Here is a 24,043-nt window from a genome sequence, read left to right as displayed (position 1 = left end):
CCTCATGATTGTTCAGCGCAAAAAGGATGACCGACCGCCGGTCGAGCCCTTAGATCAGCACAAACCTCGTCTTCGAGGTTCCGAACTATCGCGTTCAGGTATGCCGTACAATTTTCCCGCCCCTGAATATCTCCCCCTTCTTCCTTGGAACGCTTGCGCCATCCAAGACCAAGCTTGAGCCAAGCCGCATCGTCCGGGTCAACTTTGACTGGCTTGGTCCAGACTGAGTCTCGTACAAAGTCACGAAAATGCCGGGCCATGAAGGCATGCGATTGGCGTGCACTCGCGTTTTGAACAATTTGATCGACCGCATTCCGAATCCGCTCTTCGTCGAGATCGGCACCCGACAGCTGCGTGAAACCCTCAACGGACCGCTGAACCAGGGCCCGTTCCGCGACATTTTCCGGATGGTAGATCGCGCTCTCGAATTCTGGTGAAGCAACAACCTGAAGGGTTCGGCCATCTTCTAGAATGGAGAATGAAAGCGCATCAAGAACCGTTTCATAAGGCAAGAATTCTCGCCCACCATTTCCTTCGTGATCGCCGATCTGGCCTGTAAAGTCGACACGCCAAAGTAACGCCCCTTTGGGCAAGTCAGGCAGCATGGCTTCGAGGACGGGCGCAATGCGCCGAATCCACGTTTTCAGCATCATGGCCCGTTGGTACGCCCAGTGCCCCGTCGTGTCAGCGATTGTTGTAAAATGCACCCACCATGACCGGGTGTCTGTCTCAAAGACGCCACGCGGCCAGCGTTCGCCGTCGTATTTTTCCTCTGCCATAAAAAATGGAGCGCGCTCGTCTTCGGCAAAAAGGGCTTGGCCGTCCTTTCGCACATTGATCCATTTGCCCTCGACATCTTGAGCGACGTGGGGATTCCAGTCGACAAGCGCTTCATGGCGCACCGTCCGGAGAGCATTTTGTTGGATCATGACGAACGCATTTCCGCCATTCACGCCAAAGTCGACCGGCAAATCGCCGTGCGGCACAAGATGACCACCGAGGGAGCGCGCCCATCCGACGATGTTCAGTAAGCCGTTGATGTTTTGAAGACCAACACCGAGTTGCTCTAACCGCTCGCGCGAGTCAATCAGCCGCCATAAGGAGAGGACTTTGAACCCTTTAAGCCAACTCAGAGTTACAAGATCTGGCGCACTGATGAATTCCACCCGCCAATTATCGCGATGCTTCATTGGGGCGTGGAATCGGAGCGCCCGTCCGACGCCACAGCCAACGAGCAAAGTTAGACACTCGCGAAACTCCGTTTGCCTTGCGGCCTCATTGTAGGCTTCATCGATCCAGAGTTCGATCTGATCCTCAAGCATTGACGTATTGCCGGGCGGGTATGTCCCCATCAGACCTCGACCCGCGAAATCTTCCAGCGTATCAGCAAAGAACACGAAGTTGATGAACATCCCGCGATCCGCAGCGGTCATTGCGCCCGCAATCAGACCGCCATCGGTTCTTTGAAATTCAATAGGCGCCCCTGACTCCATGCCAAGCAGGGGAGTCTCGGAGAACAGTTGCGCATACTCGTAAGCAAGTGTCGCCGCGAACACATCGAGCAACCGCAGAGCGCTCATCTTCTCGACGACAAAACGGCGGATTGCCACGCTCACCGCTGTTGGAAGCAGCAGGAAAAATTCTCCATTGCGATGCGCAACGGGAAAACGTTCCAGCGTCGAGTGGCCAACCCATTCATTTCTCAGCGCGGAGCGGGTGCCTGGATCAAAACCGAACTCCGCCAGATGCGATAGGGTGATGTTTATCCCAGCAAGATCGCGCTCATTGAACCGCACGAACCGGCGGATGCTGCCTAACGAATTGATGATCTTGCTTGGAAGCGCGTTGTTTTGCGGGACCTCATTGCCCAGCTGGTAACCACTCAGCTTCGCGCGTCCGCATACGGCGTCCGACAACTGCAGCAAGGCATAAACCGGCTCGCGAATGTCGTCGTAAGGCGATCCAGGTGGAATACGCTCCAAGACGTTGATTACCTGCTGGAGATAAAAGCCAGCGGATTCCCACGTGCCCTCCAAGACCCTGAAGTTTCCACGGGGCGAGCGTATCAGGGCAACGAACACAGCCTCAGACGGATCTTCCTGCGAGCCCGTACGCCCCTCTCCAAAATCGGCGAACAGACCCGCGATAATCTTCTCATTCGGCTTGCGACGGCCCTGGGCTAGCGCCAGCGAGACATGCACCAACGCTTCCAACCGAATGCAGTTTGACTGAAGCTCCGGCACCGTAAGCAGCCCGGCGAAACTAGCCGCAAGTCGGAGCGGGTCGATATCACGGATTGCGCTTAGGCTGTTTCGATATTCCTCGATGAGCCGCCCAATCGTTACCGGACCTGTCCGCTCGAACAAGTCGCGCAGAACGCCAGCAATGTCAGGCAATTCATCTGTCAACTGGAACGCCTTGATGCGAGGAAACCCAAGAAGCCTTGCACCGATTACAAGCCATACCTTGTGAAGCTCCAAAGGCGACTCACTTATTTTCATGAGTATAGCAGAGCACAATCTTGGAGCGTGCCTCCACCAGCGGCCTTCGTGAACCAAGCCAAGAAGAGCGAACTTGCCCTGCGACGTCCTTCGGGTCGAGCAGGCGCCCGATCTGGCTGCGCGAGGTCTTCATGCGCTGGGCCAGATTGTTGCGGGAGATGTTCTTCTCCTTCATCGTCTACTCGGTCTGCCAGGTGAGGACTTCCTTGACGGCGATGGCCTCGAACTCGACCCGCTTGCCTTCTCGCCGAGGAAGTCATCGAGCGTAGTGAGCTTGGCAGTGGAGCGAACGGCCTTCTTCTTCCTCGTCACGGTCTTCTTGCCGGCCATGTCGGCCTCCTTCATGTCTCGAACTCACGGCCTCAGCGACGCGCAAGCGCCTAGTCGTCCGGCGGGGTCTTCTTCGTCTTCTTGATCCCGTAAGAACCAGGGAAAGACAGCCTGCGAGCCGGACTCTACGGCGCAAGGGTGCAGCTGCCCATAGCGATCGACCGCTAGCTAGGTGCCGACCTCAACCCCGCTTCAGCCGGCGTTCGCCCTCGCTCGTTCGCGCGCTTCGCGACGGCGCTCTCGACGCTCGCGCCGGCGCTTGGCCCGGTCGGCTGGCTGCGGCAGCGAAGGAAGCGGAGCAATCTCCGATACCGGCTGGGGCGTCTCCTCGACCAGGGCTGCCGTGCTGGCCTCACTTGGTGCCGGGCGGGCTTCCATGAACGCCAAGATGTCTCTTCCCTTGGACGTCAGTCTCCAGCCGCCGCTGATGCGCTCGACCAGTCCTTGCGAAAAGATGTCGAGGTCCGGCACCCGGCTGGCGAGACGCCTCGTCCGGTCGGCCCAATCGCGGCCACTGGTCGCCAGGATGGCCATGTCGCGCTTGAGGTCTTCCATGACGGCAAAGCCGTCCGGATAGCTCACCAGGATCTTCAAAACCGTCACCTGGAAATTCAACGCCCCCGCCCCCGCTCTGGTATCAATCAGCGCCAGAAGATCCCTTCCGTACTTTGCTTCGGTGCGTTCGCGATTCAAAAATGTTAATCCCGACGAAGAAGCGCGCGCGGGCAGGGCTATCGTATTTGAGAGCTTTTCTTGCGGCCATCCTTCGAGACGCCCGCCTGAGGCGGGCTCCTCAGGATGAGGACGGAGTTGGCTGCAGCTTTGAAGGGCACTGAAGCTGATGAGCCTCATCCTGAGGAGGCGCGTCAGCGCCGTCTCGAAGGACGAGGCGTGCGCGCAGACCGCCGCCACAAGCCATATGCGATAGCCCTGGGTGCGCAGGTGAGCGGGGCTGCCGCCCGGGTCGGGCGAACCTAAAGCTTCCGATACGTCACATGCCCCGTCGCGAACGGGATGCCCGCGCGCCCTGCACTCCCGCGCACGATGCAGGCGCGGTCGTCGATCGCATAGAACCAGTCGTCGAAGTTCAGCTTGAACGACTTGCCATCGCCTTGGGGCGTGTCGCGCGTGAAGGTCCAATGGAAGGCGCAACCGGCCTGCTCGCCGGTGGCTTCGCCTTCCAGGCGATTTTCATGGCCGGTGTATTGGCCGTCGCCCAGCTTGTGGATGGTCCAGCGCAGCGTGTCGCTGTGGCCGTCGTCGAAGGTCCAGGTTTCGGTCAGGACGACGGTGTCGGTGTCCGCGTCCAATTCGCCATGAGCCGTGATCGACGCGCGCTTCAGAAGCCCGCCGACGAGGCTTTCCACCACCGCCCATCCTTCCAGGCGGCCGACGAAGAACTGCTCAGGGAGAAACACCGGCGTGGTGCCGGCGAACGCATCGATGGCCATGGCGAAATCCTCCGAAACCGTGACCACTCAAGTCGCCTCTCGGCACCAGGTTCCTCAGCAGGAAACCTGCCTGGGATAACGGTGACAGTGCACACGATTAACTCCGGCTTTCGCGACTTCGAAGCCCGGAATTACGTGCACTCCACCGCGATGCCGCGTCGTCGCCTCCACCGTGCCCGGCGATGAACATGGCGACGGCCGATCGGCAATAGGATTCGATTTCCTTGTCGTCCTCTGCTTTGGCTTGATCGAAGCGCGCGATCATCACGAGATCGGATCCTTTGAAAAGCGCGGCAAACAAGCGGGCGGACTGGAGAGGATCGGGCACGTTCAGAAGCGCCTTCGCGTGCAACTGACGCAACAGGGCCTCGATCTGGGCGATGACGTGGGCGGGGCCGGCTTCGAAATGGAGCTTGCTCAACGCGTTCTGGCTCGTCTTGTCGGCCATGACCATGGCTTCGACACTGCGGACGTCCGGTCTGAGCAGCGTGCGAAGCAGTAATGATCCCACCGCCATGAGCTGATCCTCGACCGGAGCGTCGTCGCCTTCAAGGGCCTGTGGTGCAAACAACTGCTGGCAGCCGGCCGCGATGGCTGCGCCGAACAGCGCCTCCTTGTTCTCGAAGTGCCTGTAGATGCTGAGCTTGGATATCTTCGCCCGCTGCGCGACCTTGTCCAAGGTCGTCGCTTGAAAACCCAATTCCACAAAGAGTTCGCGCGCGGTGTCGACGATCGTTTGGCCAAGTGCCTCGTTGGCCGGCCGGCCGCGCCGGCGCTGGCTATTTTCGGTCACCACAATTCCAGTCCTTGACAGTATCCTAATTCTTGAATTACGATACCATACAGTTTCCTAAATATGCAAGTCATTGGATGGGTTCAACCTGTCCTCCAACGGAGCTTATCCCCATGGATGACGTCATCATCATCGGCGGCAGCTTTGCCGGTCTCGCCGGCGCCCTGCAGCTCGGCCGCGCCCGCCGCAAGGTCACCGTTCTCGACACCGGCCTGCCGCGCAACCGCTTCGCCGGCCATTCGCATGGCCTGCTCGGCCACGATCACAAGCCGCCGCTGGACATCCTGGCCGAGGCGCGGCAGCAGTTGGCGCGCTATCCCACGGTCAGGCTGGTCAGTGCCCGAGCCGACGGCGTCTCCGGCGCCCTCGACGATTTCAACGTCGTCACGTCCGATGGTGAAAGCCTTCGGGCGCGTCGTGTGATCCTGAGCTATGGCGTAGCCGACCAGATGCCTGATGTTCCGGGCTTTGCCGAAGGTTGGGGCACGTCGATCGTGCCCTGCCCCTATTGCGACGGCTTTGAAGTCGCCGGCCGGCATTGGGGCCTCGTCTGGTCCGGCCCGCAGTCGCACAATCAAGCCAGGCTGTTTCTCGACTGGACCGACAAGTTGACGCTCTTCGCCGATGGTCACGACATTGCGCCCGATATGCGGGCCAATCTCGCGCACCGCAACATAACTGTCGTCGACGGCCGGATCACCGAGATCGCCCATCACAAGGGCCGTATCGCCACCGTCAATCTCGATGGCGGCCGCAATGTCGCAGTCGACATCCTCTTCGCCCATCCGCGCAACAAGCCGTCCGCAAGGCTGCATGAAACGCTGGGCCTCGCCACGGTGGATACGCCCTCCGGCATCGCCCTCAAGGTCGACGAGCGCCGCCAAACCAGCATGCCCGGCATCTACGCCGCCGGCGACCTCACAACGCCCTTCCTGCCCTCGGTCACCCAGGCATCATCGCAGGGCGCGATGGCGGGCATCTTCGCCCAGCAGTCGATGGTGGTTTGAGCGCAAGCAGCATCGATCACGCCAGTTTCGATTTCACAACCGACGGGAGCGCCGCCATGGCCGCCATAAAACCATTCAAACCTCTGGACGAGAAATTTCCGTTTGACCGCCAACTCGGTATCGCGGCCGCGCCTCTCGTGCTCATCAACCTCTTCACGGTCGTCGATCCCGCCGACGAAGCGGGCTTCCTGGACGCTTTCAAGGCGGCTGCCGAGATCATAACGAAGCAACCGGGCTTCATTTCCATGCAACTGCACCGAGCGATCGGCGATAGCCCGACTTACCTGAACTATGTGGTATGGGAATCCACCGAAGCGGTCCGCGCCGCCTTCACTGATCCCGAGTTCCTCGCGAAACTTCCGGCATATCCGTCATCGGTCGTAGCCAGCCCGCACCTGTTTCAAAAGGTCGCCGTCCCCGGCTTTTGCACGGCCTGACTCGGGAAATATGGCTCGGGCGCGACGGCGGTATCTCCGCCCAGCACGCGATGCTGGTTTGAGAGAGCGCAGATTGGAGAATGAGCATGGCCGACGAACCCGACAGCGCGGGCGTGCGCTTCCCTCCACCCTTCATCTATCTGGGAGCACTGCTGTTGGGGCTGGCGGCGGAGCGGTTCGTCCCCCTCCGCTCCTTCGGCATCGACTGGCGGTTGCTGGCCGCGACGGGCGCGCTGCTGTTCGTTGCCGGCGCGGCGATGATGCTTGCGGCGGCGGGGCTGTTCCGGCGGCTCGGCACCAACGTTCCGCCGTCGCAGCCGACGACCCTCATCGCAACGACCGGTCCCTATCGGTTGACCCGCAATCCCATGTATCTCGGCATGGCGCTTGTCTATGCCGGCCTTGCGATCGGCTTCGACGGGCCGATCGCCTTCGCCTTGCTCCCGTTGGTGCTGATCGCGATCCAGACGCAGGTGATCGCCCGCGAGGAGCGCTATCTCGAAGCGAAGTTTGGCGACGACTACCGCCGCTACAAGGCCGAGGTTCGCCGATGGCTCTGACTATTGCGCCGCTGCCATCTGCGTGGCCGCCCGTCAGCCAGCTCCCCAACAGATCGCGTCGTTACCCGGAGCAGCTTTCAGTATCTGGAAAGTATCCATCAGTGCAGAGCCGTCGGCTGTCCAACAACAGGGTGCATCAATGGTCTACAGTCTAATTGTCGAAAAAGAGATCCGCAGGAGCTTCGATCATGTCAACAACCAGCGTTGGGATGATGCTGCAAAGGGCCTGACACCAAACGCGTATCACTGGGTTGCCGGAGACCATGCGTTGGGGGGTGAGCGACATGGAAAGCAATCGGTGAAGCAGTGGTTCGAGCGCATGGGCCGTGTTTTCCCGAAGCTTCACATAGATATTGAACAGGTCGAGGTGACGGGTTGGCCATGGAATACCACGGTGTTCGTCAAGTGGAGGGCCAACGCGCGGCTACTCGATGGCCAAAGCTCGTATGTGAACAGGGGCGTCCATGTCTTCAAGTTGCGATGGGGCAAGGTTCATTCGATTGAGGAATACTTCGACTCGCAGGCTGCAGAACGAAGCCTCGCTATCCAGGCTCGCGCCGGTTTGGACGAAGCTGCGGCTGGACCAATCGTGAGCTAACGCCGATCATTCGTGTGATGCCGCCATCCGAACAAGGATATGTCATGGCCGAGCATAATGCCGATCGCGTCGCCGACTGGAATGGCCAAAGCGGGGAGCGCTGGGTCGCGCACCAGGCCCGGCTCGACGCCATAGCGGCGGTGTTCGGCCAGGCCGCGATCGAAGCCGCCGCGCCCGCGGCTCGGCCGCGGTTCGTGCCGCGTTCGCGGGCTGTCCCGCGAACGGTCGGTGATGATCGACAGCGCGACGTGGATCGTCACGGCGCGCAATCCGGCAGGCTGAACGTGACCTTGCTCGGCCAGAGCCGTTACACCGGTCGCATGCAAGGGTCACGACATTCTCAGTGGCCCTGCTTGACCAGCGGGCATTCACTGTCGGCCAGGGGCGCATAAACATCGCCGCTCGAGACTTTTTCGAGCACGTTGTAGTATTCCCACTTCGACTTGACCTCGGACGGCTTCTTCACCTGGACGAGGTAGAAGTCGTGCACGAGCTTTCCGTCTTCGCGCAGCCTGGCCCCGCGTGCGTAGAAGTCGTCAACCGGGGTCGAACGCATGTTCTCGAGCACTGGATCCGTTGCATCGGTGCCGACCTTGGCAACGGCTTTCAGATAATGGCTCACGCCGGAGTACACTGCCGCCTGCGGCGCCGTGGGCATGGCGCCCCGTAGCTTGTAGAAGCGTTCGCCAAAGGCCCGTGTCTCCTCGTTCAAGGCCCAGTACCAGGCCGTGAGCGTCGTCAGGCCCTTGGCGGTTTCCGGGCCCATGGCATGAACGTCGGAGATGAACATCAATTCGGCCACGGGCTTCTGGCTGCCCGCATTCATGCCGAACTCGTTCCACTGCTTCATCAGGGTCACCAATTGCTCGCCGGCATTGGCGAAGGCGATGACCTTGGCTCCAGACGCCTTTGCCTGCAGGATGAAGGAGCTATAATCGGCATTGCCGATCGGGTGATACACGGCGCCGACCGATTTGCCGCCCGTTTGCGCGAGCACCCGCTGCGACTCCGATACCATGTTCTTGCCGAACGCATAATCGGCCGCGATGAAGAACCAGGTGTCGTAGCCTTGCGAGACCAGGGTGCGGATCGGTCCCGATACCAGATTGTAGGAATCGTGAAGCCAGGCCAGCCCGTTGCGAGCGCATTGCTTGCCCGCAAGTTCAGTGGTCGCCACCGCCGAATAGACCGCGATCTTGTTCTTGTCGCGTGCCAGCGACTGGATCGCCAGTCCGACCGCGGAGTTCGAGACGTCGGCAACCATGTCGACGCCGTCGACGTCGAACCATTTCCGGACAATGCCGACGCCGATATCCGGCTTGTTCTGGTGGTCCGCGGCCAAGATCTCGACCTTGATCGACGGCACCATCTTCTGGAAATCCTCCGCCGCCATCCTGGCGGCAGTGACCGAGCCCGGTCCCGACAAGTCCGACAGCGGTCCGGTTTGGTCGTTGATGACGCCGATCCGGACGACGCCGCCGGAGAGTTCGCCCGCGCTCGCAGGGAAACACGATGCGATGAAGGCCCCAGCAATGAGAAGTGTAGCGACGCGGCAGTTCATGCGAGCACCTTTCCAATGACGACGTTGAGGCCTTCCTCTCCCATTGACGAGCGAGCTTAAGCAGCCGCTCTTGATTTGAGTTTTGCAGCCGCCTTTTGCACTGCCGCAGCGCGCTTGCGAAGCCACGGCTCGGCGTCCGCGCGCATGCGCGCAATCAGTTCGGGTGGCGCATTCTGCACGGTGATGTCGAACGGCGGCTGCGGCTGATACTCGAGCATCAGCTGGAGCTTCTTCGCGACATCTTCGCCGCAGAGCTCGGCAGCGACTTGGAAACCGAAATCGATCCCCGCCGTGACGCCGCCGCCGGAAATGCGATTGCGGTCGACCACGACGCGTTCATCGACCGCAATCGCGCCGAAGGCGGCAAGCTGATCGCTCATCAACCAATGGCAGGCCGACTTGTAGCCGTCGACGAGCCCCGCGGCGCCGAGGATCAGGCAGCCGGCGCAGACCGAGGTGATGTAGCGCGCCGATCCACCCCTGTCGCGAACGAAGGCGATCACCTCGTCATCGTCCATGATGTCGACCTGCCCGGGGCCGCCGCCGATGCAGAACACGTCGAGATCCGGGCAGTCGGCGAATGTCGTCGTCGGCAACAGCGGCAGGCCGACGTCGCTGACGACCGGCTCCATCCGCTTCCACAGCAGATGCACCCGGGCGTTCGGCAGACGGGCGAAGACTTCGAAAGGCCCGGTGACATCGAGTTGGGTCATCCCGGGATAGTACAAAATTCCGATCTCGATCCGTTTGCCGGACATGCATCGCTCCTCTCTTCGAACGAACGCATGTTGACAGCGCGGCCGGTTTGCCGAAATGTCATTATACACGCAATTCCTGCCAAGGCTGGCCATGGCTCATTCTGCCGCTCGCCGCGTCGTCTTCGTCCTGTTCGAGGATTGCCTGTTGCTCGATTTCGCCGGGCCGCTGCAGGCCTTCGAGCTTGCCTGCGAAACATTCGCGGCCGAACGGGCCCCCTATGTCTGGCAGATCTGCTCGATGAAGGGTGGCCCGGTCAAAACCTCGTCCGGCCTGGAGGTGATGACAACTCCGCTGTCGGACTGCGCCCGCAAAAAGATCGACACTCTCGTCGTGGGTGGCGGGCCCGGCGTCCACCGCGCGGCGGCCGAGGCCGCATTGCTCGACTGGTTTCGTTCAGCGGCGCCGAATGTCCGGCGTGTCTGCTCCGTTTGCACCGGAACGTTCGTCCTGGCCGCGGCCGGCCTGCTCGATGGACGAAGCGCGGTCACTCATTGGAGCTCCTGCGATCTGTTGCGTGCCCGATACCCCGACGTTTCGGTCCTGGTTGACCCCGTGTTCGTTCACGACCGCGGCATCTGGACGTCCGCCGGCGTGACGGCAGGCATCGATCTCGCACTCACGCTGCTGGAGGATGATTTAGGACACAGCGAAGCCATGCGCGTCGCGCGGCGCATGGTCGTATTTCTCAAGCGGCCCGGCGGGCAGGCCCAGTTCAGCGTGCCGCTGTCGCTGCAATCATCCGAAGACAGGGCGATCGAAAATATCGCGACTTGGATGCAGGACAATCTCCGCCGCGATCTGCGGGTCGAGAGCCTCGCCGAAAGGGCGGGCATGAGCCCGCGCACCTTCGCGCGCGTTTTCCGGCAGAAGACCGGCCGCACTCCCGGCAAGGCGGTGGAAGAGCTGCGCGTCGAGGCCGCCCGCCGGGCGTTGGAAGAATCCACATCGAGCATCAAGGAAATCGCCGCCCGCGCCGGGTTTCAAAGCGAGGAGCATCTGCGGCGTGCCTTTCGCCGCCGCCTCAATGTGCTGCCGCAGGATTATCGCGTCCGTTTCTCGCTGGGGCATCCGCAATAGGGGCGTCGGTGCCGGCGTGTGGCTCAGGGAGAAACGCCAGCGTTCGATGGGGCGCCAACACCTTGCATTCTCCACAGGTTGCCGGAACACGTGGACAAGCCCAGTCCTGCCGTTTGGGAATCCCTGCTCCGTGCTAACCGCCCGGAACGAGCAGGGGCGGCGCGGATTCGTCCCGGCAAGGAGCGATCTCGATGCTGATGACGAGGGAAAGACGGCCCGCGATCCGTACGCTACGCGGATGGGCGATCAATATGCTGCAGGAGGCCGGCGCGATCTGCGAATGCGAGGAGCATGGCTGGGCCAGGGATCGTGCCGACCCGCACGCGCGGAAACGCGCGGTCGAGCTTGCGCGCCAGGATCCGCCGGACGGCGTCTCCGCCGATCAAGCCGTCGCGGAGATCAACGATGTCCTCGATTCGGTCGGTGATACGTGTCCGGAGTGTCCTGACGAGGGCCTTTGAGGCCTGTGGCAAGGACCTTCGCGTGCTTCATGCCGATTTCCGCCGCGCCCCTGCGGCCGGCTTCTTCGCGGACGTCTCCTTGGCTGCGGCCTTCTTGCCGGCGATCGGCATCAGCATTTCCTTCTGGCCGGCCGCCGCCTTCCTCGGCTTCTTCGCCGGCTTGTCTGCCTTCACAGGCACGGCCTGCTTCCCGGCCTCCTTGCCGACACTGCGCCGCAGCGCCTCCATGAGATCGACGACGTTCTCGCCCTTCGGCCGCTCCTTCGGCCGGATCACTTTCCCGGCGCGCTTTTCGTTGATCAGCTCGATCAGCGCGGTCTCGTAATGGTCCTCGAACTTTTCGGGCGCGAAGCGTCCGGCCTTCTGGTTGACGATATGCCGGGCGAGATCGAGCATGTCCTTGGTAACCTTCACGTCCTGGATGTCGTCGAAATATTCGGCCTCGCTGCGCACCTCATAAGGGTAGCGCAGGAGCGTGCCGACCAGGCCCTTGTCCATCGGCTCCAGCGCGACGATGTGCTCGCGGTTGGTCAGCACCACCCGCCCGATCGCGACCTTGTTCATCTCGCGGATGGTCTCGCGGATGACCGCGAAGGCGTCGTGGCCGACCTTGCCGTCGGGGCGGATGTAATAGGGACGGATCAGGTAGCGCGCGTCGATGTCCGATTTGTCGACGAACTCGTCGATCTCGATGGCGCGCGTTGACTCCAGCGCGATCTCCTCGAGCTCTTCCTTGGAGACCTCGATGTACTGGCCCTTCTCGAGCTCATAGGCCTTGACGATGTCCTCGTTCGGCACCTCGTCGCCGGTTTCCGCGTCGACTTTCAGGTACTTGATGCGGTGGCCGGTCTGCCGGTTGAGTTGGTTGAACGAGATCTTCTCGCTCTCGGACGTGGCCGGATAGAGCGCCACGGGACAGGTGACGAGGGACAGTCTCAGGAAGCCTTTCCAATTGGCGCGGGGGGCCATTTACGCAGAACTCCGGTTCGAGGCGACACGGATTCAAGACGAACGGCCGGCCCGGGTTCCGACATCGGGAGCGAGATTCAGGATACCGCCCGCCCGCCGGCTTCGCCGCTCTCCCCGCCGCAAGCGCCTCCCGCGGCCCCATCCAGGGTTTCAGCCGCGTCAGCTTGAGGACGTATTGGCGCTGATGTCGCGGATCAACGCCGGTGGCGCTGGGCAAAGCCAGGCGTTGTCTCATAAATCCTGTTGGGCCCAAACACGGGAGCCGCGCCGCCAGGGCGCTGCAGGCCCATTCTGCCTGCCGGCGTCAGTTCGCAGCCGTTCAACACATCCCGGTCGGGATATTGCGCCTGAAACGAATTTGGATCTTGAATCGCCCACAACGGGCACTGGGCGCTTGCAGAGCTTATCGCGCCAATCGACATGAGCGCTGCAACAACAAAGGTCTTGAATCCAGTCATGGTCTTGCTCCGAACGGCTGTTGTTCTTGTGCGGAGCATTCGCGCTGACTCGAACCGGCTGCTCTGTTGAAGCGCGTTTCCTTCGAGTTTCTTGGTTGAAACTTAGGTGGATACGCGCTCGGGAAAAACCACGCGGTGAACCATCACGACTGCGCGAATGGACACCCGGTATGGCGAACCCCAGCTGCCGGTCGCGGCATGTGATGCCGAGGACGTTACCAGTCGTGCAGGCGTGACCGATTGCGTGGGCGTGGACCGAGGCTCATCTAACTGCTCATCGTAGGTCCATCGGAGAAAGTACCATGCGATCAGGTCTCGTCTTGAGCCTTCTGATTTTCCTCTGTGCACCCATCAGCGCCGCGATGGCAGGCCAGGTCCATCGGCATCATGCGACAGCACATTCTCGTGTCTTGACGACCGGCAGCGCTGCGGCCTGGGCCTATTCACCGGCACGGCGGGACCGCCATCAACCGGCCCCGCACTATGATGATCAACCAGAACCGGGTCACAATCCCTACGCGGGATGGGGTGGTTAACACCCCCCTCGCCGCCGCGTCGCCGCCGACTGGCGCCACGGGAGTCAAAGGCGATTGAGTCTCCAATCCGTGCGCATCCCTCAGGACGCCGCCCGCCTCACCGGCTTGTCCGCCGCCTCCAGCCGCCGCGGCCGCCCCAAGAGATAGCCCTGCATCTCGTCGCAGCCTTCCTGGACGAGGAGCGACATCTGGGTCTCGGTCTCGATGCCTTCGGCGAGGACGGGGACGCCAAGGCCGTGGGCGAGGCCGATCACGGCGCGGACGATGGCGAGGGAACGGTCGCTCTGGCCGAGGGCGGCGACGAAGGAGCGGTCCACCTTGATCCGGTCGAGCGGAAACGCTTCGAGATAGGACAGCGACGAATAGCCCGTTCCGAAATCGTCGAGCGCGATCAGGATGCCGAGCGCCTTGAGCGATTGCATGGTCCGCTTGGCGCCCGGCACGTCCTCGATCAGGACGCCTTCGGTGATTTCGAGCTCGAGTCGCGCGGCCGGCAGCCCGCTGTCCTGCAGCGCCCGGCGCACCTGCACATCGATATTTTCCCGGCGGAACTGGGCCGCGGAGACGTTGACCGCAACCCGCAGCGGCCGATCCCATGACGCCGCCTCCCGGCACGCCTCCATCAGCACCCAATCGTCGATCTGCGCAATCGCGCCGCTCTGCTCCGCGATCGGGATGAACTCTCCCGGAGGAATGACACCACGCACCGGATGCCGCCAGCGCACCAGCGCCTCGTAAGCCATCAGCGTGCCGTCGCGATGATGCTGCGGCTGGTACTCCAGATAGAGCTCGCCTCGCTCCACCGCGACGCGCAGATCGTGCTCCAGCGCACGGCGGTCGCGCAGCTGCTGATCCATCGCGCTGGTGAACAGGCGGATCGCGCCCCTGCCCTCGTGCTTGGCGCGATAGAGCGCGGCATCGGCGTTCGCCAGCAGCGACGCGGCGTCGTCCGCATCGCGCGGATAGAGGGCGACGCCGACACAGAGATCGATCTTGAGCGCATGGCCGTCGACCTCGATCGGGCGCTCGAATTGCGCCCGCATGCGCGTCGCGAGCAGCTCGGCGGTGGCCGGCAACGGCAGCTCATCGATGATGCCGATGAACTCGTCGCCGCCGACGCGCGCCACATAAGCTCCCTGCGCGGCTTCCTGCAGGCGGCGCGAGGCTTCGCGCAGCACGGCATCGCCGACCGCATGACCGAAGCGGTCGTTGATCGCCTTGAAGTGGTCGAGATCGATGCAGAGCACCGCGAAGGCGCCGTCCGTGATCTCCGCGCGTTCGATGGCGTCGCCGAGATGCTCACCCAAAGCGGCCCTGTTGGGCAGCTCGGTGAGCGCGTCGTGGCCGGCGAGATAGCTCACCCTTTGTTGCGCCCGATTGCGCTCGGTGACGTCGAAGGCGACGCAGACATGGGCCGGGCGGCCCTCATAGACCAGCGGCCGGGATTCGATCACGACCTGGATCGCCTCACCGTCGGCGGTCCTGTGCAGTTCGTAATCCCGCTCGGCGTCCAGTCCCTCGCAATATTCGAGCTGATGCTCGAACATCGCGAGCAGGTCCTGGCGGGAATATCCGTAGTGCCGGCACATCGCGCCATTGACGGCGATGAGGTGCCGCCGCTTGGCGTCGACCACCCACATCGGAAGCGGGTTCTCCTCGAACAGCAGGCGGAACGAGGCTTCGCGGCGCTTGAGGTCGGTAATGTCGATGCGGACGCCGATGCTGCCGCCGTCGCTGGTGCGCCGTTCCTCGACGCGGATCCAGCGGTCGCCCGCCAGATGCTGCTCGTGCGAATGATGCGGCAGCGCGTGATGGGCGAGTCGCTCGGCGAGCCACTCCTCCTCGCGCCCCGCAGCGTCCGGGTATTGCCCCGCGGCAAGGCCGGTTCGAAGGATGGTTTCGAACGCCGTGCCGACCGCAAGGGCTTGCCGGCTGGCCCTGTAGAATTCCGCATATTGACGATTCCACAGGACCAGGCGGTCGTCCTTGTCGAAGACGGCAAGTCCTTCGGGGACGACGTCGAGGGCCTCGGTCAGATGGGTATGAGCGGCGCGGGCGGCGGCTTCGGCCCGCTCGGCCGCAGTCTTGGCTTCCGCGAGCGCCACCTCGGTCCGATGGCGCTCGGTGATGTCCTCGTGGGTGGCAACCCATCCCTTGCCCTCCATCGGACGATGCCGGATCCGCACGATCCGGCCGTTGGTCAATTCCACGGTGGTATCCGAATCCGCGGCGATCACCGGAGCGCTGTTGCGCCAGGCCAGATAATCCTGCTTCGACATCTTCGGCGCGCTGCCGGCCGCATAGCGTAGTTCGACGATCTCGTTCAGCTTCATGCCGGGCCGGACCAGCTTCGGATCCAGATCGTAGATCTCGAGATATTGCCTGTTGCAGACGATCAGGCGCTGATCGTCGTCGAAGAAGCAAAGGCCGTGGGACATGTTGTTGAGCGCCCTGTCGAAGCGCTCCGCAAAGGCCGTCGCGGTCTGCTCCGCGGCCCGCGCACGGTCACCCTCCTCGGACAATCGTCCGTGGGTCTCGACCAGCTTCACGAAGGAACGGAAATTGGTGTTGATCATCCGGGCGAGCAGAGCGAGCAACACCAGGAGATTGATGCCGACCGAGACCAGCATCCCCTCGCCCGAGAGCAGGAGGAGCGTTCCGATCGGCACGCCGGCGATCAGCATCGCCAGCAGGGACGACGGCGGAAAGCTGCCGAGGCAGTAGGCTGTCCCGACGCAGCCCATGAAGAGGAGCAAGGCGACAGACGCGCGCAGGCCGGGATCGACGGCCATGAACAGCCCCAGGATCCAGATCACGAAGCCGCAACTGAGCACCACCGTGGCGATGCGGACTCTTGCAAGCTCCCGGTACGCCTCCTCGGCGGTGAAATCGGCCTTCTTCAACCGTAACCACTGCGCCAGCCGAAGCAGGCACGCCGCCATGAGAGCGGCCGGCAAGGCAAACCGCAGCCACGTCGATACCGTGTCGGGGAGCACCAGCCCGATACTGACACTGTTGACCAGAAGCATGGCGTAGAGAACGGGCACCTGCTTGCGCAGAACCCGGAACTGCTCGACCAGCAGCGATCGGCCGAGCGGATCGCTCGTGTCGCCCACGGAGAAGGAATCGCGAAGCCGCGCGAAAAAGCCCATCGGATTTGTCCCAGCCGCCGTGAAGGCTAGGGCTGGAGTGGCGAAGGACCCGTAAAGGCGCTTGGTGTCTTTACACTTAACGGAATGTCGGGCTTAAAGAGGCCGATCGCCTCGGTTCCAGGAATGGACCCCGCCCGCGGGGATGGGCAAAGCGCGCTCACGCCTCCACCCGCCACAGCCTCCACCGCTCCGGCACGCCCTTCAGCCGGTGCACGCCATGATCCCGCAGTGCGATCGCCGCCTGCACCGTCATCAGCTCCTTCACCGCGCTCGACACCAGCACCTCGCCGGCGCGCGCTTTCGCGGCAATGCGGGTGCCGATATGGAAGGCGAGGCCGACCATCTCGCCACCGTTGATGGTGTATTCGCCGGCGTGGAGGCCCACGCGGATTTCGAGGCCGAGCGTGCGCACGGCCTTCTGAATCGAGGTAGCGCAGGCGATGCCGGCGGCAGGCTTCTTGAAGGTTGCCAGCACGCCGTCGCCAGTGGTGACGACCTCCCTGCCGCCGCACGTCTTCAGCTCCTTGCGCACCGCCGCGTAATAATGGCCCATGACCTTGGTCCAGCGCGCATCGCCGAGCTTGGCCGCCTTCGCGGTGGAGCCGACGATGTCGACGATCAGGATGGTGGCGAGCGCCTGCTTGAGCTCGGCCCCGCGTGCGGCCGACGGCCGCCGGTTCGCGATCGTGCCGGTCAGCGGCTCATAGCGATGGCTGCGGCGCCGCGCGATCGCGGCTTTGGTGTAGTCCTGCGCGCGCTGCGCGCTGCCGCAACGAATGGTCTTCTCCTGCGGCAGGCGCGACCAATAGACCTTGCGCGCGGCTCCGGTGCCATGCACCTCCACAGCGCCCCATTTCAGGAAGACCGCCGAGCCGACCCGCCTGACGCACCACGCCTTCGAGGTGTATCCGGAAACGTTGGATTGATGGACACCGATACGGAGGAATTTGGGCATGAAGGCGCGGCCAGAGACCGTTTGGGCGGAGCTTCGGCAAAGCTAGTCGCACAATCCGGCCTTGGCAACCGGACCTCCGGCCTGCTGACTCCGGCAGGACAAGCTCATCCGGGAGCGATGTCCAGATCGATGTGCTATTCTCTTATGGGGCGGCAGAAGAAAACCCGGAGAGAACCCATGGCAACGAGCGTCAAGCAAATGCTGGAAGCTGCGAACGCAGCGGTCCCGAAGATCACCTCGGAGCAGGCGGCCGAGATGATCAACAAGGGCAACACGCTGGTCGTGGACGTTCGCGACGCGCCGGAAGTCGCCGCCAGCGGCAAGATCGCCGGCGCCGTCAACGTCTCGCGCGGGATGCTGGAGTTTCGCGCCGACCCGGAGTCGCCCTATCACGACAAAGCGTTCGACAAGAGCAAGACCGTCATCCTCTATTGCGCATCCGGCGGCAGGTCGGCACTGGCCGGCAAGCTCTTGAAGGATATGGGTTACGAGAACGTCTACAACGTCGGCGGCTTCAAGGACTGGACGGGCGCAGTGGAGAAGTAGCAGGGACAGCGCCCCGGTTCCGCCAACTGCGCTGCCAGGCCCGATTGGCACTTCCGACGACTGGAAGCAACGATCGGCCGCGTTGCGCGTTCTGTCTGCGGACAAACTCGATGAGACGCGCCATGAGCAGGGACAATGAACTAAAGCCCGACGATTTCCCGATCCAGGCCGACAAGGACAAGCTGCGGACGCACAAGGGTGAGACGGTTGCAGAGGCGGAATCGGAGCAAATTGCGGACGAGATCGCTGACCGTCTGAACGAGCAGGCTCACCGGGAAGAGCAAGATCGCTGGTCGGCGTAATTCGGCGGTTCGGCACTGCCCGGAGGAATTGGAACGACCAGGCGTTCCCGCGCATTGGCCCTTCGCCGGGTCTCACCATTCGGCAATGGCGGCCCCGGCTCAAGCCCCGCCCCCGGACCGCCGGGCGGGGGCCGCCTGAGACCGAGCACAGGAGCGGACATGAAATCACTCGTCATCGCAGGGCTCATCGCAGCTCTCGCCTCGTCCCCTTCCGCCTTCGCGCAAAGCGGCGCGGGGCCGTCGAGGACGGGCTCGGGGATCAATTCGACCGGCACGGGCGGCACGACCGGCGCGGGCGCCTCCAGCCTCAATACGTCGTCGGACGCCAACAGCGGCGGCGCCAATGCACCGGCGAAGTCGTCAACGATGAGGCCGGGCGACAACGACCCGGCCAGGCAGACTCAAGGCGGCCAGCAGGCCCTGCCGAACGCCAGCGGAACTAACCGGAAATAGCGCGAGCCGGATAGGCATACAGCTCGATCGGAGCGTTGAAGCCGCGCACCTCGTGCCGGCCGACATGCTCCAGCGCGAACTCCTTCTCGACGAGCTCGGCGAAATCCCGTGACAGCAGCACGTTCCTGCCGAGCGTCTTGGTCAGCGTTTCGAGGCGGGAGGCCATGTTGACGGCCGGACCGATCACGGTGAAGTCGAGCCGCCGGGCCGACCCGATATTGCCGTACATGACGTCGCCGACGTGGACGCCGATGCCATAGTTCAGCGGCGCGCGGCCGGTGGCGCTGTTTCGATCGTTGAGCGCGGCCATCGCCTCTCTGGCCTCGGCCACCGCGTGCAGAAGATTGGCGCAGGCATTCGGCTCATGAAGCGGAAAGATCGCGAGCAGCCCGTCGCCGATGAATTTCAGGATCTCGCCGCCGTGCCGCGCGATCGGCTCCGACATCGCGTCGAAATAGTCGTTGAGCAGGTCGATGACGTCGTCGCGCGGCCAATTGTCGGAGATTTTGGTGAAATCCCTGAGGTCGCAGATCATGATCGCGGCGCGCACCGTCGTGCCGGTGCCCCGCCTGGTGGCGCCGGCCAGGATCAGCTCGCCGGCATGCGAGCCGACATAGGTCTCCAGCAGCGTGCGCGCCAGGCGGTTCTTGATGCGGATCTCGCTGACCAGCGCCAGCACCGGCAACAGCTTCTTCAGGCCGGCGATGTGGCCGTCCTCGAAACCGCCGGGACGATCGGTGGCGAAGGTCACGACGTGGCGCCTGCCGAGCGTGTGGAGCAGCGGCCAGGCCACATAGTCGGTCATGCCCAGCGACCGCATGTCGTCATAGAGGGCGTGCTTGCGACCGAGCGAGGCATCCTGCTCGAGCTTTTCGCGGACCTCGTCGGCACCGTCATGGATCTCATTGGCGGAGCTGCCGATATATTCGGACCGCTCGCGAACGTCGTAGTCGGCGAGCGTGATCTCCGCCTCGCGCTTGCCGTCGGACCACATCATGCGGGCGCCCAGCCATTGCGGGTGATGGATGATCACGTGAAGCGTCGACCGCTTGAGCGGGATGCCCGCCTGCTGCAGGCGGATGCACATCTGCGCAAAGATGTCGTCAATGAAGCGCTCGTCGCGCGTGCCGTTGGTCAGCCAGTCGATGACGCCGTCGGCCTGCGTGGGGGCGTATGTGTCTGTCGCATTCATATCCTGCCCGTCGAGCTACGGTCTTTAGCGAAGCAGATATCGTGTGCCGGCCGGGCGGCGTCAACCTGGCCAGTTGCATGGATTGTGCGCATCGGTCCGAGGGTCTAGACCAGTCGGATCGAGCCCAGCACTGCCAGACCCGCGACGAGCGCAAGCTGCGACGGCTCCGCCAGCTCGAGCTTCAGCGTGCCGCTGCGGGGAATCGCAAATTCCTCATGGTCGATGCGGATGCGGCATTCGCCGCGCGGGGCGTAGACCAGATGCGTGCCGGCGGCAAGGTGCCGGTGATCGCCGGGCTGCTTCAGCGCGAGGAGATCGATCTCGGCCGCACCGCGCCGCGCCATGAGGTTCACGACCTCGACGGGACCGGCCTCGAGCGCGGTCACGATCTCGAGCTCGCCGGTGAAACGCACCGTCGTAAAAGGTTCACGTTCGTCGAATTCCTGCGTCGGCGACTTCAGCACCAGCCCGCGCCCCTCGACCACCATCTGCAAGCGGTCGATGCCGGGCATATGGGAGAAGGGACCGGGCGCAAGAATCGGCGTCGACGCGAAGCGCCAGAGCAGGCTGTCCCAATCCTTCCGCGGCGCATCGGCTCGATGAGCATCCGCGATGTCGGTGAAGATGCCGCCGCCGTTCTTCCACGGCGAGCGGGTGTAGTTTTCAGGATTGAGCAGCGTGGCCTTCATGGAGATCCCTAACGCGATGAGGGTGTGAAGCATCGGCGCGCCCGTCCAGGAACGGCTCGGCCTCCTTGCGCACCGTGTCCAGATGCGTGAACAGCGAGACGTGACCGCCATCGGGGAGCGCCAGCAGCTTCGCCTGGGGAATTGCCCGGCAGACGTTCTCGGCATGGGAGAACGCCACCACATTGTCGGCGCGGCCGTGGACGACGAGAGCAGGCGCCGAGACCGTTCCTGCGGGCAACTGCTCGAGCGCGGCAAATTGAGCGATGTCGTTGACGGTCCCAGGGATCCTGACGGCTAGATGCTCGAACACGCTCGCCTGCAAGGTGCGCAACAAGAGACCCGCCTCGGGATGGCGCAAGGTTCGCTCGCGCATCGCGTCATCGGGAATCGCACGGCGGGCACCGGATTCCGAATTGCGTTCAGCTCGCCACTTCAGGATCCCTGGCAATCCGGGAAGACGCGCAAGGTGGCGCATCATGCGCAGCCGCGCGGCGATCTCCGGCGGCGTTTGCAGTCGACCCGTGCAGGCCGACACCAGCACCAGTGAGCGGCAGCGCGAGGGATGCCGCGCGGCGAACTGCAGCGCCGAGGGTCCGCCGGCCGAAACCGCGACGACCGCCGCGCTGGAAATCCCGAGCGCGTCGAGCAGCTCGCGATAGAGATCAGCCTGCTCGTCGGGCGAGGCGCCGAGCTCCAGGCGCGAGCCGAGATAGCCCGGGCGAGACACGGCCACCACCCGCTTGTCGCGAAGCGTCGAAGTGAGCGCTCGCGCGAGCAGCCACGATTGGTCGTGGCCGCCCATGCCGCCATGAATGGCGAGGATCGCAGGCCCCTCGCCTGCGACCGCGCATTGGATGATCCCGCGGGAGGTCTGCACCGAGACCGGAGCAGGCCCGGCGAGCGGCAATGCCTCCGGATTTGCGGTCATGTCGCGCCTTCCACGCCTTCGGGTGCGCCGGCCTTGAGATGACGCAGAAGCTTCGCGGGACGCTGACGCCTGGGTGAACTGCAGACCCGGGCGGTCCCTTACTATAGGCCCTCGGCGAGCTCAAGGGCTCGGACGGCGGAATGCGCGCGCATGACGCCCGCGGAATCCGCGCGGCTATTTCGACGCCAATGCCGCCACAGGCCGCCAGCTGACGTCGGGCGCAGCTGCAGCGAGCCGACGACAGCGGTCACGCATCAGCTCGGCGGGACGATCGTCGCCGCGCTGCTTCAGCACGGACTCGAAATCGGCCAGCGCGTCGGCAAAGCGGCGGGCGCGATAGGCGGCGAGGCCGCGCTCGTAGTCGGCGATCCAGCCGATGCCGCCAACCGCCATCTCGTTCACCATTCCGATCAGCTCGTGAACGGACAGCCCCTCCTCGCGTCCGTAGACCGCGATGCTGTCCACCTCGCGCGTGACGACAGTGCCGCGCGCCAGACGTTCGGTCGCCGCGCCGATCAGGATCTGCGTGCCGTAGGATTTGTTGGCGCCTTCGAGCCGGCTCGCGACATTCACGGCATCGCCGATCACGGTGTAGTTCAGCCGCAGCTCCGAGCCGATATTGCCGACCAGCATGCGGCCGGAATTGATGCCGATGCGGATCTGGAGCGGCTGACCGAGATCGTCGGCGAGGCCCGACTCGTCGATCGCCCGGCGACAGCCGAGCGCGGCGCGGCAGCATCGCGCGGCGTGATCGCCTTGCGGCTGCGGTGCGCCCCAGAACGCCATCACGGCATCGCCGATGAACTTGTCGATGGTGCCGCCATTGGCGACGATGATCTCCGAGGTGAGGTCGAGATAGCGCGACAGCAGCGGCACGACGCGATCGCCGAGCCGCTCCGACAGTCCGGTGAAGCCGGCGATGTCGATGAACATCACGCTGAGCTCCTGGACGCTGCCGCCGGGCTTCGCCTCGACGCCCTGGCGCAGCAGGCCGCGGACGAGATCGGCCGGGATGAACTTGCGGAATGCGGACAGGCCGGATGCCATCTCGGCGATGGCACCCGACAGGCTCGCGATCTCCTTGAGCCGCGACGGATGGCGGCGGACCTGCTCCAGCGCGAAGGCTTCGACATGGCGCAGCTCGCCGACGACGCGCGACAGCGGCGCGGCGATGACGGACCGCGCCAGCATCGCCGAGGCCAGCGCCGCGAGCACGGCGCCGACGGCGAGACCGAGGATCAGGCGCTGCAATGTCGTCTCGACCGGCCCGAGAAATTCGGCCTCGGGGATCACGGTCGCGAGCGACCAGCCGGGAAACGGCAGCGGCGTCAGCGCGACCTCATAGGCCGCACCGCCCGAGGTGAGCCGGCTTCGCCAGGCCTCCTTGCGGCCGGCTTCCCCCGCCTGGTCGAGCGCTGCGCGCGCCAGCGGCAGCAGCGTGGTATCGCCGCGCGCGGGATGGAGCTCGTCGGCGTCCTTGTCCGGCGCGGCGATGAGTTCACCACTATCATTGACGATGAAGGCTGTGCCCGTGCGTCCAACCTCCAGCTGCGACAGGAAGCGCGCAAGCCTGGTATATTCGATGATGACGGCAAGCACGCCTTGCCGCTCCTGGTAGACGTCGATCGGCCCGGCGAAGGCGATCGACGGGTGCTCGCCGGTCGCATGGTTCATGACCCTGAACCATTGCGGCTCGTCCGCGGCGAGGCCGGCCTTGAACCAGGCCTGATCGGCGACGCGGAAATCGGTCGGCTCGAAGCGGCGGTTGGCAAATTCGATGTCGCCGGGCACCACGTCATATTCGTCGACCCTGCGCTCGCCCGGATGATCCGTCAGCGAGATCTCCATCATCTCCAGGCGCCGGTCGCCGAGCTTGTGCGCGGCGAAGAAGGAGCCGTCGGGCCAGCCGAACGCGACCCAGGAAATCGTCGCCTGCGATTGCAATTGCGAGAGAAAGACGAACTCACGCTTGTCGGCCTCGCGGGTGTCGAGCACGTTCTGGAGGAACAGCGTGCGGATCGCGGTGTGCGCGGCCCGCGCCTCGTCGACGATGGCCGAGACCTCCTTGCGCACCGCCGCCACGATCTGCTCGTTGATGGTCGAGGCGAGCTGCCGGCTGGCGGCCTCCGCCGTGCGCCACCACAGCAAACTGGAGAGCGCCGCAGTCAGCAGGATCGCCGCCAGAACGAGCGCGGACACGGCAAGGCGGATGCTCACCGTCATCCTTGCGATCGCGCGAAGCTGGCGTCCGGGATCGACGTTCATGGTTTTATCCGCCTTTGGCTGGGTGCGACTCCTGTCATCGCTCTACGCAGATGTCCTACCGTC

At 63.7% G+C, this 24,043-nt stretch carries 24 protein-coding genes and 1 pseudogene; 10 read left to right on the top strand and 15 right to left on the bottom strand.

Annotated elements, in window-relative coordinates; translation table 11 throughout:
• Positions 1-2: 2 nt before the first annotated feature.
• The 5 genes from AC24YW_RS17465 to AC24YW_RS17445 form a co-directional block, all read right to left on the bottom strand.
• Positions 3-2,480: a hypothetical protein gene (locus AC24YW_RS17465; RefSeq protein WP_487483877.1), complete on the bottom strand. Its 2,478-nt coding sequence runs from the start codon at positions 2,478-2,480 to the stop codon at positions 3-5.
• A 7-nt stretch (positions 2,481-2,487) separates the two neighbouring features.
• The gene (locus tag AC24YW_RS17460; RefSeq protein WP_487483876.1) at positions 2,488-2,676 is read right to left on the bottom strand and encodes a hypothetical protein; all 189 of its coding nucleotides are present in this window, start codon (positions 2,674-2,676) and stop codon (positions 2,488-2,490) included.
• Between the two features lie 347 nt (positions 2,677-3,023).
• The gene (locus AC24YW_RS17455) at positions 3,024-3,446 is read right to left on the bottom strand and encodes a hypothetical protein (RefSeq protein ID WP_487484215.1); all 423 of its coding nucleotides are present in this window, start codon (positions 3,444-3,446) and stop codon (positions 3,024-3,026) included.
• A gap of 359 nt (positions 3,447-3,805) precedes the next feature.
• On the bottom strand, positions 3,806-4,282 hold the full coding sequence (locus tag AC24YW_RS17450; RefSeq protein WP_487483875.1) for a DUF3833 family protein: 477 nt from the start codon (positions 4,280-4,282) through the stop codon (positions 3,806-3,808).
• Positions 4,283-4,379: 97 nt separating this feature from the next.
• Positions 4,380-5,075 carry a TetR/AcrR family transcriptional regulator gene (locus AC24YW_RS17445; RefSeq protein ID WP_487484214.1) on the bottom strand — a complete coding sequence of 232 codons (696 nt, stop codon included), beginning with the start codon at positions 5,073-5,075 and terminating at the stop codon, positions 4,380-4,382.
• Positions 5,076-5,188: 113 nt separating this feature from the next.
• On the opposite strand from AC24YW_RS17445, the gene AC24YW_RS17440 reads away from it, so the two are divergent.
• The 5 genes and pseudogenes from AC24YW_RS17440 to AC24YW_RS17420 all read left to right on the top strand — a co-directional run.
• Entirely contained in the window at positions 5,189-6,082 is an 894-nt protein-coding gene (locus tag AC24YW_RS17440) for an NAD(P)/FAD-dependent oxidoreductase (protein WP_487483874.1), read from the top strand.
• 56 nt (positions 6,083-6,138) lie between these two features.
• The gene (locus AC24YW_RS17435) at positions 6,139-6,519 is read left to right on the top strand and encodes an antibiotic biosynthesis monooxygenase family protein (RefSeq protein WP_097571752.1); all 381 of its coding nucleotides are present in this window, start codon (positions 6,139-6,141) and stop codon (positions 6,517-6,519) included.
• 86 nt (positions 6,520-6,605) lie between these two features.
• A complete protein-coding gene (locus tag AC24YW_RS17430) occupies positions 6,606-7,079 on the top strand; it encodes a methyltransferase family protein (RefSeq protein ID WP_487484213.1) in 474 nt (157 codons plus the stop codon).
• Between the two features lie 139 nt (positions 7,080-7,218).
• Positions 7,219-7,677, top strand: a complete 459-nt coding sequence (locus AC24YW_RS17425) for a nuclear transport factor 2 family protein (protein WP_271591161.1) — start codon at positions 7,219-7,221, stop codon at positions 7,675-7,677.
• A gap of 44 nt (positions 7,678-7,721) precedes the next feature.
• Positions 7,722-7,868, top strand: a pseudogene (locus AC24YW_RS17420) (SAM-dependent methyltransferase); the annotation flags it as partial.
• 149 nt (positions 7,869-8,017) lie between these two features.
• Here AC24YW_RS17420 and AC24YW_RS17415 read toward each other — a convergent pair.
• Entirely contained in the window at positions 8,018-9,238 is a 1,221-nt protein-coding gene (locus AC24YW_RS17415) for an ABC transporter substrate-binding protein (RefSeq protein WP_487483873.1), read from the bottom strand.
• Positions 9,239-9,294: 56 nt separating this feature from the next.
• Positions 9,295-9,996 (bottom strand): DJ-1/PfpI family protein, encoded by a 702-nt coding sequence (locus AC24YW_RS17410; RefSeq protein WP_487483872.1) that lies wholly within the window; start codon positions 9,994-9,996, stop codon positions 9,295-9,297.
• A gap of 91 nt (positions 9,997-10,087) precedes the next feature.
• On the opposite strand from AC24YW_RS17410, the gene AC24YW_RS17405 reads away from it, so the two are divergent.
• Together AC24YW_RS17405 and AC24YW_RS17400 are read left to right on the top strand one after the other, a co-directional pair.
• Entirely contained in the window at positions 10,088-11,074 is a 987-nt protein-coding gene (locus AC24YW_RS17405; protein WP_487483871.1) for a GlxA family transcriptional regulator, read from the top strand.
• Positions 11,075-11,265: 191 nt separating this feature from the next.
• Positions 11,266-11,535 (top strand): hypothetical protein, encoded by a 270-nt coding sequence (locus tag AC24YW_RS17400; protein WP_487483870.1) that lies wholly within the window; start codon positions 11,266-11,268, stop codon positions 11,533-11,535.
• Between the two features lie 27 nt (positions 11,536-11,562).
• Here the strand turns inward: AC24YW_RS17400 and ku are convergent, their stop codons facing one another.
• From ku to AC24YW_RS17380, 4 genes are all read right to left on the bottom strand, one after another.
• Entirely contained in the window at positions 11,563-12,504 is a 942-nt protein-coding gene (gene ku, locus AC24YW_RS17395; RefSeq protein ID WP_487483869.1) for a non-homologous end joining protein Ku, read from the bottom strand.
• A gap of 194 nt (positions 12,505-12,698) precedes the next feature.
• A complete protein-coding gene (locus AC24YW_RS17390) occupies positions 12,699-12,962 on the bottom strand; it encodes a hypothetical protein (protein WP_487483868.1) in 264 nt (87 codons plus the stop codon).
• 616 nt (positions 12,963-13,578) lie between these two features.
• Complete coding sequence (locus AC24YW_RS17385; RefSeq protein WP_487483867.1) at positions 13,579-16,650, bottom strand: EAL domain-containing protein; 3,072 nt, start codon at positions 16,648-16,650, stop codon at positions 13,579-13,581.
• A gap of 157 nt (positions 16,651-16,807) precedes the next feature.
• The gene (locus tag AC24YW_RS17380) at positions 16,808-17,605 is read right to left on the bottom strand and encodes an adenylate/guanylate cyclase domain-containing protein (RefSeq protein WP_487483866.1); all 798 of its coding nucleotides are present in this window, start codon (positions 17,603-17,605) and stop codon (positions 16,808-16,810) included.
• 177 nt (positions 17,606-17,782) lie between these two features.
• On the opposite strand from AC24YW_RS17380, the gene AC24YW_RS17375 reads away from it, so the two are divergent.
• The 3 genes from AC24YW_RS17375 to AC24YW_RS17365 all read left to right on the top strand — a co-directional run bounded on the left by AC24YW_RS17375 (position 17,783) and on the right by AC24YW_RS17365 (position 18,906).
• A complete protein-coding gene (locus AC24YW_RS17375) occupies positions 17,783-18,151 on the top strand; it encodes a rhodanese-like domain-containing protein (protein ID WP_487483865.1) in 369 nt (122 codons plus the stop codon).
• A gap of 122 nt (positions 18,152-18,273) precedes the next feature.
• Positions 18,274-18,453 carry a hypothetical protein gene (locus AC24YW_RS17370; RefSeq protein ID WP_487483864.1) on the top strand — a complete coding sequence of 60 codons (180 nt, stop codon included), beginning with the start codon at positions 18,274-18,276 and terminating at the stop codon, positions 18,451-18,453.
• 159 nt (positions 18,454-18,612) lie between these two features.
• Positions 18,613-18,906: a hypothetical protein gene (locus tag AC24YW_RS17365; protein WP_487483863.1), complete on the top strand. Its 294-nt coding sequence runs from the start codon at positions 18,613-18,615 to the stop codon at positions 18,904-18,906.
• Here the strand turns inward: AC24YW_RS17365 and AC24YW_RS17360 are convergent.
• From AC24YW_RS17360 to AC24YW_RS17345, 4 genes are all read right to left on the bottom strand, one after another.
• Positions 18,893-20,098 (bottom strand): adenylate/guanylate cyclase domain-containing protein, encoded by a 1,206-nt coding sequence (locus AC24YW_RS17360; protein ID WP_487483862.1) that lies wholly within the window; start codon positions 20,096-20,098, stop codon positions 18,893-18,895. The two genes, AC24YW_RS17365 and AC24YW_RS17360, sit on opposite strands and share 14 nt — an antisense overlap.
• 104 nt (positions 20,099-20,202) lie before the next feature.
• A complete protein-coding gene (locus AC24YW_RS17355) occupies positions 20,203-20,787 on the bottom strand; it encodes a HutD/Ves family protein (RefSeq protein ID WP_487483861.1) in 585 nt (194 codons plus the stop codon).
• Positions 20,762-21,715 carry an alpha/beta fold hydrolase gene (locus AC24YW_RS17350; RefSeq protein WP_487483860.1) on the bottom strand — a complete coding sequence of 318 codons (954 nt, stop codon included), beginning with the start codon at positions 21,713-21,715 and terminating at the stop codon, positions 20,762-20,764. Before AC24YW_RS17350 ends, AC24YW_RS17355 begins: the two co-directional genes overlap by 26 nt.
• A gap of 174 nt (positions 21,716-21,889) precedes the next feature.
• Entirely contained in the window at positions 21,890-23,980 is a 2,091-nt protein-coding gene (locus AC24YW_RS17345) for an adenylate/guanylate cyclase domain-containing protein (protein ID WP_487483859.1), read from the bottom strand.
• Positions 23,981-24,043: the final 63 nt, after the last annotated feature.

Source organism: Bradyrhizobium sp. USDA3516, from assembly GCF_057651995.1.
This window is presented reverse-complemented; position numbering and strand designations above follow the sequence as displayed.

What these genes read in the sequence shown, in the direction of transcription:
- AC24YW_RS17460 (WP_487483876.1), bottom strand. Translation starts at nt 2,676, where the DNA reads ATGAAGGAGAAGAACATCTCCCGCAACAATCTGGCCCAGCGCATGAAG.
- AC24YW_RS17450 (WP_487483875.1), bottom strand. Translation starts at nt 4,282, where the DNA reads ATGGCCATCGATGCGTTCGCCGGCACCACGCCGGTGTTTCTCCCTGAG.
- AC24YW_RS17440 (WP_487483874.1), top strand. Translation starts at nt 5,189, where the DNA reads ATGGATGACGTCATCATCATCGGCGGCAGCTTTGCCGGTCTCGCCGGC.
- AC24YW_RS17435 (WP_097571752.1), top strand. Translation starts at nt 6,139, where the DNA reads ATGGCCGCCATAAAACCATTCAAACCTCTGGACGAGAAATTTCCGTTT.
- AC24YW_RS17430 (WP_487484213.1), top strand. Translation starts at nt 6,606, where the DNA reads ATGGCCGACGAACCCGACAGCGCGGGCGTGCGCTTCCCTCCACCCTTC.
- AC24YW_RS17425 (WP_271591161.1), top strand. Translation starts at nt 7,219, where the DNA reads ATGGTCTACAGTCTAATTGTCGAAAAAGAGATCCGCAGGAGCTTCGAT.
- AC24YW_RS17415 (WP_487483873.1), bottom strand. Translation starts at nt 9,238, where the DNA reads ATGAACTGCCGCGTCGCTACACTTCTCATTGCTGGGGCCTTCATCGCA.
- AC24YW_RS17410 (WP_487483872.1), bottom strand. Translation starts at nt 9,996, where the DNA reads ATGTCCGGCAAACGGATCGAGATCGGAATTTTGTACTATCCCGGGATG.
- AC24YW_RS17405 (WP_487483871.1), top strand. Translation starts at nt 10,088, where the DNA reads ATGGCTCATTCTGCCGCTCGCCGCGTCGTCTTCGTCCTGTTCGAGGAT.
- AC24YW_RS17400 (WP_487483870.1), top strand. Translation starts at nt 11,266, where the DNA reads ATGCTGATGACGAGGGAAAGACGGCCCGCGATCCGTACGCTACGCGGA.
- ku (WP_487483869.1), bottom strand. Translation starts at nt 12,504, where the DNA reads ATGGCCCCCCGCGCCAATTGGAAAGGCTTCCTGAGACTGTCCCTCGTC.
- AC24YW_RS17390 (WP_487483868.1), bottom strand. Translation starts at nt 12,962, where the DNA reads ATGACTGGATTCAAGACCTTTGTTGTTGCAGCGCTCATGTCGATTGGC.
- AC24YW_RS17385 (WP_487483867.1), bottom strand. Translation starts at nt 16,650, where the DNA reads ATGGGCTTTTTCGCGCGGCTTCGCGATTCCTTCTCCGTGGGCGACACG.
- AC24YW_RS17380 (WP_487483866.1), bottom strand. Translation starts at nt 17,605, where the DNA reads ATGCCCAAATTCCTCCGTATCGGTGTCCATCAATCCAACGTTTCCGGA.
- AC24YW_RS17375 (WP_487483865.1), top strand. Translation starts at nt 17,783, where the DNA reads ATGGCAACGAGCGTCAAGCAAATGCTGGAAGCTGCGAACGCAGCGGTC.
- AC24YW_RS17370 (WP_487483864.1), top strand. Translation starts at nt 18,274, where the DNA reads ATGAGCAGGGACAATGAACTAAAGCCCGACGATTTCCCGATCCAGGCC.
- AC24YW_RS17365 (WP_487483863.1), top strand. Translation starts at nt 18,613, where the DNA reads ATGAAATCACTCGTCATCGCAGGGCTCATCGCAGCTCTCGCCTCGTCC.
- AC24YW_RS17360 (WP_487483862.1), bottom strand. Translation starts at nt 20,098, where the DNA reads ATGAATGCGACAGACACATACGCCCCCACGCAGGCCGACGGCGTCATC.
- AC24YW_RS17355 (WP_487483861.1), bottom strand. Translation starts at nt 20,787, where the DNA reads ATGAAGGCCACGCTGCTCAATCCTGAAAACTACACCCGCTCGCCGTGG.
- AC24YW_RS17350 (WP_487483860.1), bottom strand. Translation starts at nt 21,715, where the DNA reads ATGACCGCAAATCCGGAGGCATTGCCGCTCGCCGGGCCTGCTCCGGTC.
- AC24YW_RS17345 (WP_487483859.1), bottom strand. Translation starts at nt 23,980, where the DNA reads ATGAACGTCGATCCCGGACGCCAGCTTCGCGCGATCGCAAGGATGACG.